At 49.1% G+C, this 12,668-nt stretch carries 15 protein-coding genes; 14 read left to right on the top strand and 1 reads right to left on the bottom strand.

Annotated features, from left to right (window positions below):
- Nucleotides 1-103 precede the first annotated feature (103 nt).
- Complete coding sequence (locus NST33_RS25175) at nt 104-1,147, bottom strand: helix-turn-helix transcriptional regulator (protein ID WP_221820953.1); 1,044 nt, start codon at nt 1,145-1,147, stop codon at nt 104-106.
- Nucleotides 1,148-1,384: 237 nt separating this feature from the next.
- On the opposite strand from NST33_RS25175, the gene modA reads away from it, so the two are divergent.
- From modA to NST33_RS25105, 14 genes are all read left to right on the top strand, one after another.
- Nucleotides 1,385-2,257: a molybdate ABC transporter substrate-binding protein gene (gene modA / locus NST33_RS25170; protein ID WP_221820952.1), complete on the top strand. Its 873-nt coding sequence runs from the start codon at nt 1,385-1,387 to the stop codon at nt 2,255-2,257.
- Nucleotides 2,254-2,940, top strand: coding sequence for a molybdate ABC transporter permease subunit (modB, locus tag NST33_RS25165; protein ID WP_221820951.1), 687 nt, complete (start codon nt 2,254-2,256; stop codon nt 2,938-2,940). Before modA ends, modB begins: the two co-directional genes overlap by 4 nt.
- A gap of 273 nt (nt 2,941-3,213) precedes the next feature.
- A complete protein-coding gene (locus tag NST33_RS25160; RefSeq protein ID WP_017692504.1) occupies nt 3,214-3,546 on the top strand; it encodes a hypothetical protein in 333 nt (110 codons plus the stop codon).
- A gap of 298 nt (nt 3,547-3,844) precedes the next feature.
- On the top strand, nt 3,845-4,684 hold the full coding sequence (locus tag NST33_RS25155) for a transporter substrate-binding domain-containing protein (RefSeq protein WP_339179008.1): 840 nt from the start codon (nt 3,845-3,847) through the stop codon (nt 4,682-4,684).
- 23 nt (nt 4,685-4,707) lie between these two features.
- Nucleotides 4,708-5,463, top strand: a complete 756-nt coding sequence (locus tag NST33_RS25150) for an amino acid ABC transporter permease (protein ID WP_339179006.1) — start codon at nt 4,708-4,710, stop codon at nt 5,461-5,463.
- An 85-nt stretch (nt 5,464-5,548) separates the two neighbouring features.
- Entirely contained in the window at nt 5,549-6,259 is a 711-nt protein-coding gene (locus tag NST33_RS25145; protein ID WP_036673453.1) for an amino acid ABC transporter permease, read from the top strand.
- Nucleotides 6,256-7,008, top strand: a complete 753-nt coding sequence (locus tag NST33_RS25140) for an amino acid ABC transporter ATP-binding protein (RefSeq protein ID WP_339179004.1) — start codon at nt 6,256-6,258, stop codon at nt 7,006-7,008. Before NST33_RS25145 ends, NST33_RS25140 begins: the two co-directional genes overlap by 4 nt.
- A 121-nt stretch (nt 7,009-7,129) precedes the next feature.
- Nucleotides 7,130-7,417: a nucleoside-diphosphate sugar epimerase gene (locus NST33_RS25135; protein WP_339179001.1), complete on the top strand. Its 288-nt coding sequence runs from the start codon at nt 7,130-7,132 to the stop codon at nt 7,415-7,417.
- Nucleotides 7,418-7,440: 23 nt separating this feature from the next.
- Nucleotides 7,441-7,782, top strand: a complete 342-nt coding sequence (locus NST33_RS25130; RefSeq protein WP_017692510.1) for a hypothetical protein — start codon at nt 7,441-7,443, stop codon at nt 7,780-7,782.
- Entirely contained in the window at nt 7,779-8,078 is a 300-nt protein-coding gene (locus NST33_RS25125) for a hypothetical protein (protein ID WP_237177808.1), read from the top strand. The genes NST33_RS25130 and NST33_RS25125 overlap by 4 nt, the downstream gene beginning before the upstream one ends.
- Nucleotide 8,079: 1 nt before the next feature.
- Nucleotides 8,080-8,421, top strand: a complete 342-nt coding sequence (locus NST33_RS25120) for a hypothetical protein (RefSeq protein WP_051446920.1) — start codon at nt 8,080-8,082, stop codon at nt 8,419-8,421.
- 251 nt (nt 8,422-8,672) lie between these two features.
- Nucleotides 8,673-9,767, top strand: coding sequence for a glycosyltransferase (locus NST33_RS25115; protein WP_339178996.1), 1,095 nt, complete (start codon nt 8,673-8,675; stop codon nt 9,765-9,767).
- A gap of 60 nt (nt 9,768-9,827) precedes the next feature.
- A complete protein-coding gene (locus NST33_RS25110; RefSeq protein WP_091020900.1) occupies nt 9,828-10,967 on the top strand; it encodes a glycosyltransferase in 1,140 nt (379 codons plus the stop codon).
- 66 nt (nt 10,968-11,033) lie between these two features.
- Nucleotides 11,034-12,659: a glycosyltransferase family 4 protein gene (locus NST33_RS25105; RefSeq protein ID WP_339305519.1), complete on the top strand. Its 1,626-nt coding sequence runs from the start codon at nt 11,034-11,036 to the stop codon at nt 12,657-12,659.
- Nucleotides 12,660-12,668 lie beyond the last annotated feature (9 nt).

The following is a 12,668-nucleotide window of genomic DNA, read 5'->3' as shown; positions in this document are numbered from 1 at the left end:
GAAACACCAAAAACGCCTTGCAGCCATTGCAAGGCGTTTTGTATATGCATCTGGTGTAGCATCCGTTTAGCATGGGCTGTAATGGGGTGTTTTTTTCGTAAACCTATGCTTCGTACAAAATCTCACCTGTCCGGGATACATCATATCCCTCGAATGATTGCAGTTCCTGCCTAAACTCCGGCGATTGGAGAATTCGCAGTACTGATTCAGTCCAGGCTTCATTACCTTGCTTCCTCAGCATGACCAGATCATAGCGCTCCTGAGTGAGCGGGACAAAATCAACCTGACCCACAAGTCGTGCAGCTTTTTCAATGCCAACTCCGACATCAGCTTCACCTGAACTGACTTTGGCAGCCACGCCCATGTGACTGGTTTCCTCGGTTTCATATCCGATCAGACCTGCGGCAGGAATTCCATGCAGCCGAAGTTGCTCATCCAGCAATACTCTCGCGCCAGAACCTTTCTCCCGATTAGCTAGTCTCAGTTCAGGCTTGCTCAGATCGGTCCAATTCTGTAAGTTCTGCGGATTACCACGCTGTACATATAGTCCGGCAGGACGTGACAGCAGGTTTACCACAACATAGGACCGCCCCGTCAGAATTTTGCGAATATACGGCAAGTTATATTCACCCGTATCTCCGTCGAGCAGATGGGTGCTGACCAGATCGGACTCCCCACGATACATCGAGATAAGCCCATCCAGACTACCCATGAACGAGCGTAGCGGACGAATATCCCGAGTTTGTTTTTCCATATGGCGCATTAGAATATCCAGACTGACATCCTGACCTGTTATGACCAGATGCCGTGGTGCAGAGGTCATTGTATGGGTAGAACTCGCTGGAGTAATTGTATGCGCAGACCCAACGGGTACAGTCGATTGTAAGGAAGTTCCCTGAAAATCACCCTGACCTGGGTGAGTTCCTGATGCCGAGGTCTGATGAGGAGTCGGGATACGCTGACCTGAGGACTGAAGTTGCTTGGAGCGACGTTTATATGCCTCCAGATCGGTAGCATCAATCCGCATTTGTTTACCTACACGGTATGCGACGAGGTCTCCTTTTTTGATCAGGTCATAAACTGTCAGTTTCGATATTTTGAGTAGCTTGGATATTTCTTCGGTTGTGTAGGATTGCTCCTCCGTCATAAGTGAAGATCCTCCTTCAAAGGTATAGAGCAATGATGGTTTTGTTATGAATGTTTCTTGTACTATATCATTAATTGAGGGATGCCATAAACCTGAGAACACGCAATACACGCATAGGACAGATAACAAAAGCCAAATGTGATCTTAATCACCTTCCCATTTTTTTTGTCTTGTGTATAATTAGATATAATCAATTATAACTAGTTATATCTAAAGATAACGTTGGGGGAGAAATGAATGAGAAAGAGAATTGGATATGTGTTGGGAAGTATGTCACTGGGACTGGCTCTTGTATTGGCTGGTTGCGGCGCAAACACGGGCACTACGGATACATCCACGGGTGCAGAACAAACGACCTCAACACCAGCGGCATCAGGTGAAAGTTCATCAGCAGAAAATACCGATCCGCAGGAAACGGTAGATCTGACAATCTCTGCGGCGGCAAGTCTGACCGATGCGATGAAAGAGATTGAAAACAATTATGAGCTAGCTAATCCTTATATAGAACTTAATTTTAACTTTGGCGCCTCGGGTGCCTTGCAACAGCAGATTGAACAGGGTGCCCCGGCTGATGTCTTTGTATCGGCGGCAACAAAAAATATGAATGCGCTAGTGGATGAAAACCTGATTGCATCGGGCGATCAGAAGAACTTGCTACAGAATTCACTGGTGGCGATTGTGCCAGCAGATGGGACCCACACAGTAACCAGTGAAACGGATCTCACCAGCGACTCCATCAGGACGGTAGCGATTGGGATTCCGGAAAGTGTGCCTGCGGGAACCTATGCCAAGGAAGCTCTGACCAATGCCAAGCTGTGGGATGAACTGGAAAGCAAACTTGTGCAGGGGAAAGACGTTAGACAGGTTCTTCAATATGTAGAGACAGGTAATGCAGATGCAGGATTTGTATATAAAACGGATGCTCTTACTTCGGATCAGGTGAAAATTGCGTTTGAGGTGGACAAGAATAGCTACACACCAGCCAATTATCCGGTAGGTATTATTGAAGGAACGAAACACCGTACGGAAGCCGAACAATTCTATGCGTATTTACAAACCCCTGAAGTGCTCGATATCTTCAAGAAATACGGATTCACAATTCCGGAATGAATGTGAACGCCATAGACTGGTCCGTATTCTGGTCACCGGTGCGCTTATCGCTTCAGGTTGCGTTATTATCCAGCGTAGTGGCCACGGTGCTCGGAATTGCGATAGCCTGGAAGATGTCACGTTCTTCATTTCGGGGAAAGATTCTGCTGGAAACGGCATTTATGCTGCCGCTAGTCCTTCCTCCGACGGTGGTTGGATTTCTGTTACTTGTCATACTGGGGCGTAAAAGTCTGTTTGGACAATGGATCGAAGCCCTATTCTCCGCACCGGTTATTTTCACCTGGTGGGCTGCGGTGATTGCTTCGGTGGTGGTTGCTTTTCCACTCGTGTATCAGACGATGAAATCGGGATTCAGTGGTGTGGATCGTGATCTGGAGGATGCGGGTCGTTCGATTGGAGCGAATGAGTGGCAGGTCTTTCGTTACATTTCCTTGCCGCTCGCAGGCAGAGCATTGATGACCGCCTTCATCCTGGGCTTTGCCCGGGCACTCGGTGAATTCGGTGCGACACTGATGATTGCAGGCAATATTCCGGGCAAAACACAAACGGTACCCACCGCAATCTATGTCGCTGTAGATTCGGGCAATCAGACCATGGCTTGGGCATGGACTGTTTCCATTATTATCATCTCATTTCTCATGTTACTGATGACCAGACAGCAGCGAGATGGAAAAAATGACTAATTTAGTATGTGTTAATATTATATATAAAATGATGAAAAACCCGTTTTGAGGAACAAACTTTTTTCCTTAACGCGGGTTTTTATTACCAATTTCATATGTACCAATATCAATATCCTGCCAAATTGGTCTTAATGGAAATGTAAAGCTGTTTTAACATAAAAAAATAAAAATTTTCCCGAAATTTAATCGTTCAGTACTCGCTTTCAGTGGGCTTGTTCCTGTAAGATAGAAGTAATGGATTCCAGCCAAGTACTGAAATAAGGAGAGACGACGATGAACACTAAATCTGATTGCGGCGTTTCGTTGCAAATTGATGACTATCTGGATCTTTTGCATTTTGCCATCCAAATTCAGGATCAGGAATGGCAACAATCCCTTATCCGCCAACTCAAAATATTTCAGACGGCGACGGAGCAGCAGCGCACACCTGAAGAGGAGTTATGGACACGGTTTGATTACATCAACAGCAAACTGACAGGTCTGTGCCACCAGATTCATGCCGCTCATTCCATGGACGAACGCAAGAAGTTCGAGGAACGGATCGGTCTCTTACAATTACAGCGAGTGGAAGTTGCACGTAAAATTAAATGGGCGAGTCGCAGATAGATGAGTAGTGTATACACCAGGTGATGCACCGCCAAAATGGTATAATCAGTGAGAGTCATACAAGAAGAAGCCATCCACCAATTGATATGGAGGATGGCTTTTTCTTGTCCTATAGAGAAGTTCTATAACCTTATCAGGATGTCCTATTAGTTTAGTTATTGCCCAAAGATGACTTGTAATGATATTCTTTGTTCAACCTAATTCCGAGTATACAAGTAAGAATGGTTTGTTAAGAGATTTGAGGATGGGGAGTACACATCATATTCGCTGTGATAACAGCCTGTGGAGGAGATTGGGAATGGTTAAAAAACGGGGGATTCAAAAATTCCGGACAGCACTGCTGTTCATTACAATGCTGGCGGTACTGGCTGGATGCAGCACTGGAACTGCAAGCAATGATTCAGAATCTGCTTCGGCAGCAGGTGACACCAAAGTGAAAAAGATCATTGTAGGAACAGGCACACAGTTCCCAAATGTCTGCTTCATTGATGAGAATGGCAAGTTAACAGGTTATGATGTGGAACTGATCAGGGAGATCGACAAACGTTTGCCTGAGTATGAATTCGAATTCAGCACGATGGATTTCAAAAACCTGCTGCTGAGTCTGGAAACGAAAAAAATTGACCTGATCGCTCACCAGATGGAAGTGAATGATGAGAGACAGGCCAAGTTCCTGTTTAATGATGAAGCCTATAATATTTTTCCAAATAAAATTGTCGTAAGTCAGAAAAATGAGGAAGTAAAATCGATTGAGGATCTCAAAGGGAAAAAACTGATTGTTGGTGCTACAAGTAATGCGGCTGTACTTGCTGAGAAATGGAATGCAGCGAACGGTAACGGGATTGATATCGTCTATTCCGGAGCGGGTGAGGATACCAATACCCAGATCAAAACAGGCCGGGTGGATGCCACCATCAGCACTCAGTTTGCCATTGATTATCAGAATAATGCGGTTGATGCTCAGCTGAAAACGGTAGGCGATGCCCTCTCCAACTCCAAAGTGTACTTCATTCTGAACAAAGATGAGCAGGAACTCAAAACCAAAGTGGACGAAGCGCTCAAAGCGATCAAAGAAGACGGAACGTTAGGCAAACTGAGCACAGAGTGGCTTGGAGCTGACTATACGGTTGAAGAGTAGTCTGAGAAAGGTGTGCAGCGGTAATGGGAAAATCATTTGATCTGTCATTGGTTCTGGATTTCATCCCGGAACTGCTACGATATTTGCATATAACACTGATTGTACTGGGGGGTTCCATCGTGCTCGGACTGGTGGGCGGCGTGCTTCTGGCCGTTCCCCGGCTGTATCGGATTCCGGTACTAAGCCAGTTGGCTACCCTGTACGTCTCATTCATGCGGGGCACACCGATCCTGATCAAATTATTCCTGGTGTATTACGGACTTCCCGAGTTGCTCAAACCCACTGGCATCGACCTGTCGAGAACCGACCCGTTGTTATTTGTCATTGTGACCTATGCGCTTAGTGACGCGGCATCTTTTGCCGAGATCTTTCGCGGAGCGGTGCGCAGTGTGGATAAAGGCCAGACGGAAGCAGCCTATGCTGCGGGTATGACCACATTCCAGTCTTTTCGACGGATTGTTGTTCCGCAGGCGCTGATTGTTGCTTTTCCGAACATGGCCAATACGTTAATTGGTTCATTGAAGGATACTTCTTTGGCCTTCTCCATTGGTGTCATGGATATGGTGGGCAGAGGGCAGACGTTAATTTCGGCCACGTCGCACGCACTTGAGGTGTATATCAGTCTGTCTGTGGTCTATTATGTCATTGTCATTATGCTTGAAAAAGGATTTGCCTTTGCAGAACGCAGACTCCAGCGTCATGAACGCAAGAGGGTTGTACACAAACCGGCAATTCGAGCCAAACGCCTGAAAGAGATTGTTCAAAAAGTCCGCTTTTGATTACGAATCATGCCTGGCGGCATCTTCTCGGTACTGAAAACCAGACTTTTTGAACTCTCACTGAAACGAATAGCGGGGTGAGCATATGTCGATTGATCTCCAGTTTATCTATACATCTTTTTTTCAAATCCTGAAGGCATTGCCACTGACACTTGTCATTACGATTGTTCCGTTGATTGCAGGCTTCGGAATCGGTCTGGCTACGGCTCTGATCCGTATTTATCGCGTGCGGTGGATTCACCGCATTGCTGACTTCTACGTTTCATTCCTGCGTGGAACACCGATGCTGATGCATCTATTCCTCATCTATTACGGTATTCCGATGATTATCGATAAGCTGGCGGAACGTTACGGTTGGGCTTTTCAATCCTCGTCGATTCCTATTCTCGTATTTGTACTGATTGCTTTCTCGCTCACTGCGGGCGCCTATATGTCCGAGATTATCCGTTCAGGCATTCTTGCTGTGGATATCGGCCAGATGGAGGCGGCTCACGCTGTAGGCATGAGCACATTCCAGGCTTTAAGACGTATCATCATCCCTCAAGCAATCGGGGCTGTATTGCCTAACCTGTGCAGTATGTTTGTTGGGTTCCTGCATGGATCAACACTCGCTTTTACCGTGTCTCAGATGGATATCCTCGGTAAAGCGGATGTGGTGGCATCCGTCAGTCTGAAGTTTCTGGAGGCCTTTATCGCCGCAGCGTTCATCTATTGGGGGCTGACCATCATTGCCGAGCGGATCACTGCTCTGCTTGAGCGTCGGGTTGCCGTGTACAGCAAAGGAGGCGTGTCATGATTACACTAACCAACATACACAAAACTTTTGGCAAGCAGGAAGTATTGAAGGGAATTGATCTGACCGTGGAACAGGGTGATGTCGTAGCGATCCTTGGACCGAGCGGATCAGGTAAAACAACGCTGCTGCGCTGCGTCAATTTTCTGGAACGTGCCGATGAGGGCGAGGTTCAGATCAGTGGATTAACCGTCGATTGCAAGCATGCACGCAAACATGACATTGTGCAGTTGAGACGAAAAACAGCGATGGTGTTCCAGCATTATAATCTGTTCAAACACAAGACAGTGCTGGATAACGTCACCGAGGGATTAATTATTGCCCAGAAAATGTCCAAAGCCGATGCCCGCACTCGTGCCCTGCATGTGCTTGAACAAGTTGGACTGTCTGCCAAAATCAATGAGTATCCAAGTATGTTGTCAGGTGGACAACAACAACGGGTGGGCATCGCCAGAGCACTGGCACTGAATCCCGAAGTGATTTTGTTTGATGAACCGACCTCGGCGCTGGACCCCGAGCTTGTGGGTGAGGTGTTGTCTGTCATCCGCTCCATTGCTCAAAAGGGGATTACCATGATTGTAGTTACCCATGAAATGGGGTTTGCCCGTGAGGTGGCAAATCGGGTTGTATTCATGGATGGAGGTTCCGTTGTGGAGGAAGGAACCCCGGAGGAGGTGTTTGTACGTCCCAAGCAGGAACGTACTCGCCAATTCCTCAGTCGATATTCTTCCGACTGGAGTTATGTCATCTGACGATATAGGCGCAAGCTGTAGTAACTGACGATCCCGGCCCGGCATATGCTGTAACAGGCAAATGCTGATAGGCCGGGTTTTTCTATGGGTGAAGCAGGCCGTGACGGTAAGGAGGAGGACCATGCAGAGCAAAATCGATGAAATCATCACACATATTGCACACTCTCACCAGCAGATCGCACGTGTGCTGGATGCCAAACGCCAAGTCGCTGTACGCATGTCTGAAATCATCAATCATTTGCCAGATATCGAACCGGAGTTGGATGGCGTTGACGGTCTGCTGGATAGCTCTGGGCAAATCAACAAAAGCATTATCTCTTACTTGGGGGGCCTTGCAGATCTGGAAGAGGCTGTAGCCGAAACGCTGATCCAAGTCATGCGGGAGATCGCGGTTCAAGAAGAAGAATAAGCCCGGAAGGCGGGTGAAGGAACATGAGTAGAGAACAGAGCCTCATTCTGATGCTGGACGCAGCAGCCAAAATGCAGTGGAATATTGCCCTGATCCTGGAGGCAAAAGCGATTGAGGCCGAGAAGGTACGGAACTGGACGCTGAATCATTTGAATGGGGATACCTTTCTGACGCATGGGGATCAGGTAGGCGAGCCGCTCAAAATGCATGATCAGCTGGTGGAATTGCTGGAAGGATTAACCCGGATGGAGACCGGACTGTGCAACAATCTCAAAGCGGTGATGGTGCAGAACGATAGCGAAGATGGCGGCGGTATGGACGGGGGCATGTTTGGCGGCATGGATCTGGGAGACATGGGAAAATGAGTCTGATGCGGCGTGAGCAGGAAGCCAAACTGGCGCTTATCGAATCCATTGCACACAGTCAGCAGGCGCTGGCACGCATTCTGGACAGTGTAGCCAGTGTAACTGCTCATTCGGAAGTATCCGCCCGCAGTCTGGCCGAGAACATTCGTTTGCTGAGTCGCTATCAGGAAGAAATGTCTCGTATGGTTACGGGAATCAGGCTGGCCCGAATCCAGCAAGGGGAGCCTGGCTTGCCGTGGCTCAAAGACCCCGGATGTGCAATTCGTATCGTTCGGGACATACAGGAGGAATGTTGACATGTTAAAGAAGAAGAAAATACGACTGAGAACCAAAAGAGCTTTGTTAATCCGTGGAGCCCGTCTGCGCAAAATTCGCAAACTGCGTGCGCTCAGAGCCAAACGTGTTCTTCACAAACGCCCACTTAAAGGACGCAGTGCGTGGCTCAAAAAAAAGAAACGTGCGGTACGGCGGCACCGGAGTCCAAAGCCCGTACAACCAGTCGTCCCGGCTACCCCTACCGATCCGAACCCGGACGGTGCGTACAGCCAGGGATACAACGAGGCGTACAACGAGGGATTCAACGCGGGTTTCGCCAAGGGATTCGAGGACGGACATCAGCTGGCGTACAAAGCACAGTAACCGAGTAGACACGATTATTCCTGCATCGAATGATACCTGTCTAGCAGTTAGCCCGGGGGACAGATCCCTCCGGGCTATTTGCATCGCCGCAAAAGCGGACATGCCCGTACAGGCGGATGTGGAGGGCATGCGCCAATTTTGCGCCTTGCAGGACACCCGTCCATGATGCATCTGACCCCGAGGCATATCCTTTAGAGGGAAGACCAATCTCGGGGAGAGTCTGGAAGTGAGATCTCCTGAAGGAAGACAGGGTGAAGAATGTGGCAAAACGAAGGCACCGTCCGCTGACCGAAGCGGAAACGGCTTACCGCGGCGGATATGCAGAAGGCCGCAGATTCGGCGGCTGTCAAGCCATGATGGAGCGGGTGCAGATGTTTGAACCGACCCTGCGGGACATGAAGGTGTTATATATCCCGCAAGGATTCGATGCCATCGATGAAGGTGTCACCTTGGCTCTGCAGCAATCTGTACGTGAATGCGTTGTTGGATCGCCAGCAGCGATGTTGCAGGAAGCCACTCATCATCGGCCCGATGTTGTGCTCGTCATGAATGGTCTGCATGTATTTCCCGCAGATCATGTGGAGCAGGTGAAAGGCATACGTGCACTCGGTATCCGAACTGCCGTGTGGTTTGTGGATGATCCGTATTTCACCGAAGATACAACGTCCCTTTGCCAGCATTATGATGTCGTGTTCACGCATGAAGAGGCCGCCGTACCCTTCTATCTGGGACATGGAGCGAACCAGGTCATCTATATGCCACTCGCGGTGAATCCAGGCATGTTTCAACCGCGGCGCGCCGCACCGCAGCATCAGCACGACATTTGTTTTATCGGTACCGGATTCTGGAACCGGATTGCCTTGTTTGATGAGCTGGCCCCTTTTCTTGCGGACAAAAAGGTATTCATTGCGGGTAGCCAGTGGAACCGATTGACACGCTATGATGTACTAGGCCGTTTCATCCACGAAGGATGGATTGCTCCTGGAGAGACAGTAGATTATTACAATGGCGCCAAGATTGTCATTAACATTCACCGGACTTGCGAGAATGGGGAAGACAATCGCAACACACATCATCTTGAAGGTCACTCGATTAATCCACGCACGTATGAGATTAGCGCATGCGGCACAATGCAGATTACGGATGCACGTGCAGATTTACCCCGTTATTATAAGCCGGGATATGACATCGAGACGTTCACCAACGCAGCGGAACTTCAGCGCAAGATCCACTATTATCTGAAGCATGAAGAAGAACGACAGGCGATGGCGTGGCGTGGACTTCTCACCACGATGAACCAGCATACATTCACTCGCCGGATCGGTCAGTTGCTGGAACATTTGTAATCCACGTCTGAAGTGCAGCATCAACAAGAACCCTATCCCAAAAAATAAAGGAGTGGCGGTATGTCTCTCAAACACCGTAAAACCAAAAAGGTTCATGCACCCGTACTGAGCCTGGCTGATCAAGCGCGCAAAAATGGGCAACATGCCGGATATGACGCAGGTAAGGAAGAAGGATATCTGCGCGGTCGCGCCAACTATATTGTGAATTGTGCACAGGAACCGTTGCCTTTCCGACAGCTTCATGTGCTGTATGTATCCTCGGGTAAAGGCTTCCCTTATTCCCCGTTGGATGAGGCCATTATGGCCACGTTACAGGGTATGGTAGCTCAAGTAACCCTCTCTGATCCGCGTCAACCGGTTTCTGAAATTGCGCTGCAGACGCGTCCTGATCTTGTGCTGGTGCTGGATGGAATGGATATCCCCATCGAGCATATCGATGCGATTCGCCAAGCGGGCATTCAGACGGCGATCTGGCTGACGGATGACCCGTACTATACAGATATGACGCTGGATATTGTGACACATTTTGACCATGTCTTCACGCTGGAACTGAACTGTATCGATCTATATCGACAAATCGGCTGCGCGTCAGTACACTACCTCCCTTTTGCCGCATTCACTAATCATTACTTTCCAATTACAACCCCTTCCCCGTTAAAACGGGATGTCAGCTTTATCGGCTCGGCCTACTGGAACCGGGTATACTTCTTCAATCCGATCATGCCTCAGTTGATGTCACACAATACGGTATTTAACGGAATCTGGTGGGATCGCCTGCCTGACTATACTGCCTATGGCGAGAAGATTGAACTCGGTCGCTGGATGAGTCCGCCGGAGACCAATGATGTGTACAATGGCACCAAAATTGTCATCAACCTGCATCGATCCCACGAAGATGATTCCGTTAATAATAATCACCTCAAAATCCCGCCAGCCTCACCGAACCCGAGAACGTTTGAAATTGCCGCGTCCACGACGCTGCAGCTGACCGACGCCCGGGATGACATTGCGCGTTTCTACAAACCGGGTGTGGAGATTGAGACATATTCCTCGCCGCAGGAGTTACTCGACAAAGTGGAATATTATCTTACTCATGAAAAGGAACGCCGTGAGATTGCACTTCGTGGACTCGAACGTACACTGAAAGACCACACGTATGGCAAAAGAATTAATGAAATGTTAACCATCATATTCCCTTAATTCTGGCCGGGAGGAGGTGTGCACAGTACCCTGTATCGGATACCCGTGTACAGGGTCCGTGCGGCCATGGCAACGAAACCAAAGATGATGTTATTTTCACATGTGTGTAATACTCGCAGCATTACAGGCGCCGAGAAGCTGCTGCTTCATTTTATGAGAGAGATCGGTGCGATCTTTGAATGTGTGCTCGTAGCTCCTCAGGAGGGGAAGCTTGCGGGGCTTGCGCGAAGATTCGGCATTCAGGTCAAAATATGCACTCTGCCGATGCTTCACGGTGTGTACACACCTTATCTGGGCATTGCAGATGATGCGGAGCATCTTCGTCATACACCAGCGTATCAGGAAGCGGTCTCCCTCATACGGGAGACTGCTCCCGATATGGTGTTAACGAACACCTGCGTTAATGTGCTGCCGGCTGTAGCGGCAAAGTCCCTTCAGATTCCGGTCATCTGGAAGATTACCGAGATCATTCATACGAATGAACATACAACCGAGGCGATCCAGATGATTGGCCGTTACGCGGATTGGATTATCGGTATATCCGAGACAGCTGTAGCTCCATTCCAAGAAGCCGGCATAGGTGACAAAGTGACCATTATCTCCCCAACTTGGGAACCCGCGCTACCAGCCCCGGACCGCTGGGTTCATCTGCGCGAACGCAAGCGTAAGGAGCTCGGTTTCAAATCATCACAGACCTGTATCGGTTATATTTCTTCATTTATATATGATGCCAAAGGGTTGAAACCTTTTGTGGATATGGCCTTGAGGATCTGTGAAACGCATTCGCGTTGTCGCTTCTGGATCATCGGGGCACCATCGGATAAAAAGTATTACGACGAGTGTGTATCACGGGTGAAAAAATCCGGGTATTCACGCCGGTTTACCTTCACTACGTTTGAAGAGAACGTATCTCTGGCATATACCGCGATGGATATCCTGGTCATCCCAAGCATGGTCAAAGAAGGATTTGGCATGACCGCACTGGAGGGTCTCTATTTTGCCAAACCGGTCATCGCTTTTGCTCAGGGTGGACTGAAGGAATTAATGGAATCTGTAGGCAGTGATGCATTTCTGGCCCCGCCGGGCGATACCGAAGCGCTTGTCACCTTGGCAACAACCTTGCTGAATGATGCAGAGCTGGCCTCCACTACAGGATGGCGCAATCGGACAGAAGCGGAAAGGCTCTACGGCGTTGAAACCTACCGAACAAAATTGCATACGATGGTGACACAGTGGTTATTGCGTTTTCCCGGATGGTTTGCTTATATCCAACCTCCGAATGGACCTGTGTATGCCCATGGAGAGGGCGGACTACGCACTGTACTGGTTCTGGAGCCGGCTACGGTTCGGGCACTGTTATTCCCGCTGACCGTCATCCAGGCGTTGCCACATTCTTCATTACCTCCAATCGCATTGGGTCACGATGCTCCTGTTGCCTCAGGTACTGTCCCAGCTGCAAAGCTGATTCCACGGAGGGGCAAAACACGGAAGCGTCGTCGCAAGCCACTTGCACCTCATTCTCGCCGAGACCGTGAGGGACTGAAACGTACTTCCGGAACTGGCAAACGTAAGGGGAGACTCCGTACAACGAAGGGACCGCGTCCACATATGGGGAAATCGGCTAGTCGCAGACGCAAATCTGCCAAGGCAGGACGTAGCCGAGCAGGGCGCAAGGGTTCCAATACAAGATGAAGGCAGGGA

The sequence above is a fragment of the Paenibacillus sp. FSL L8-0435 genome (genome assembly GCF_037965655.1).
Taxonomy (GTDB): Bacteria; Bacillota; Bacilli; order Paenibacillales; family Paenibacillaceae; genus Paenibacillus.
Note: the sequence above shows the minus strand (reverse complement) of the source record. Positions and strands in the feature narration are given on the sequence as shown.

Coding starts and splice junctions, on each gene's coding strand:
- NST33_RS25145 (WP_036673453.1), top strand. CDS start 5,549: ATGTCGATTGATCTCCAGTTTATCTATACATCTTTTTTTCAAATCCTG.
- NST33_RS25155 (WP_339179008.1), top strand. CDS start 3,845: ATGGTTAAAAAACGGGGGATTCAAAAATTCCGGACAGCACTGCTGTTC.
- NST33_RS25105 (WP_339305519.1), top strand. CDS start 11,034: ATGGCAACGAAACCAAAGATGATGTTATTTTCACATGTGTGTAATACT.
- modA (WP_221820952.1), top strand. CDS start 1,385: ATGAGAAAGAGAATTGGATATGTGTTGGGAAGTATGTCACTGGGACTG.
- NST33_RS25135 (WP_339179001.1), top strand. CDS start 7,130: ATGCAGAGCAAAATCGATGAAATCATCACACATATTGCACACTCTCAC.
- NST33_RS25175 (WP_221820953.1), bottom strand. CDS start 1,147: ATGACGGAGGAGCAATCCTACACAACCGAAGAAATATCCAAGCTACTC.
- NST33_RS25110 (WP_091020900.1), top strand. CDS start 9,828: ATGTCTCTCAAACACCGTAAAACCAAAAAGGTTCATGCACCCGTACTG.
- NST33_RS25140 (WP_339179004.1), top strand. CDS start 6,256: ATGATTACACTAACCAACATACACAAAACTTTTGGCAAGCAGGAAGTA.
- NST33_RS25130 (WP_017692510.1), top strand. CDS start 7,441: ATGAGTAGAGAACAGAGCCTCATTCTGATGCTGGACGCAGCAGCCAAA.
- NST33_RS25160 (WP_017692504.1), top strand. CDS start 3,214: ATGAACACTAAATCTGATTGCGGCGTTTCGTTGCAAATTGATGACTAT.
- NST33_RS25125 (WP_237177808.1), top strand. CDS start 7,779: ATGAGTCTGATGCGGCGTGAGCAGGAAGCCAAACTGGCGCTTATCGAA.
- NST33_RS25150 (WP_339179006.1), top strand. CDS start 4,708: ATGGGAAAATCATTTGATCTGTCATTGGTTCTGGATTTCATCCCGGAA.
- NST33_RS25120 (WP_051446920.1), top strand. CDS start 8,080: ATGTTAAAGAAGAAGAAAATACGACTGAGAACCAAAAGAGCTTTGTTA.
- modB (WP_221820951.1), top strand. CDS start 2,254: ATGAATGTGAACGCCATAGACTGGTCCGTATTCTGGTCACCGGTGCGC.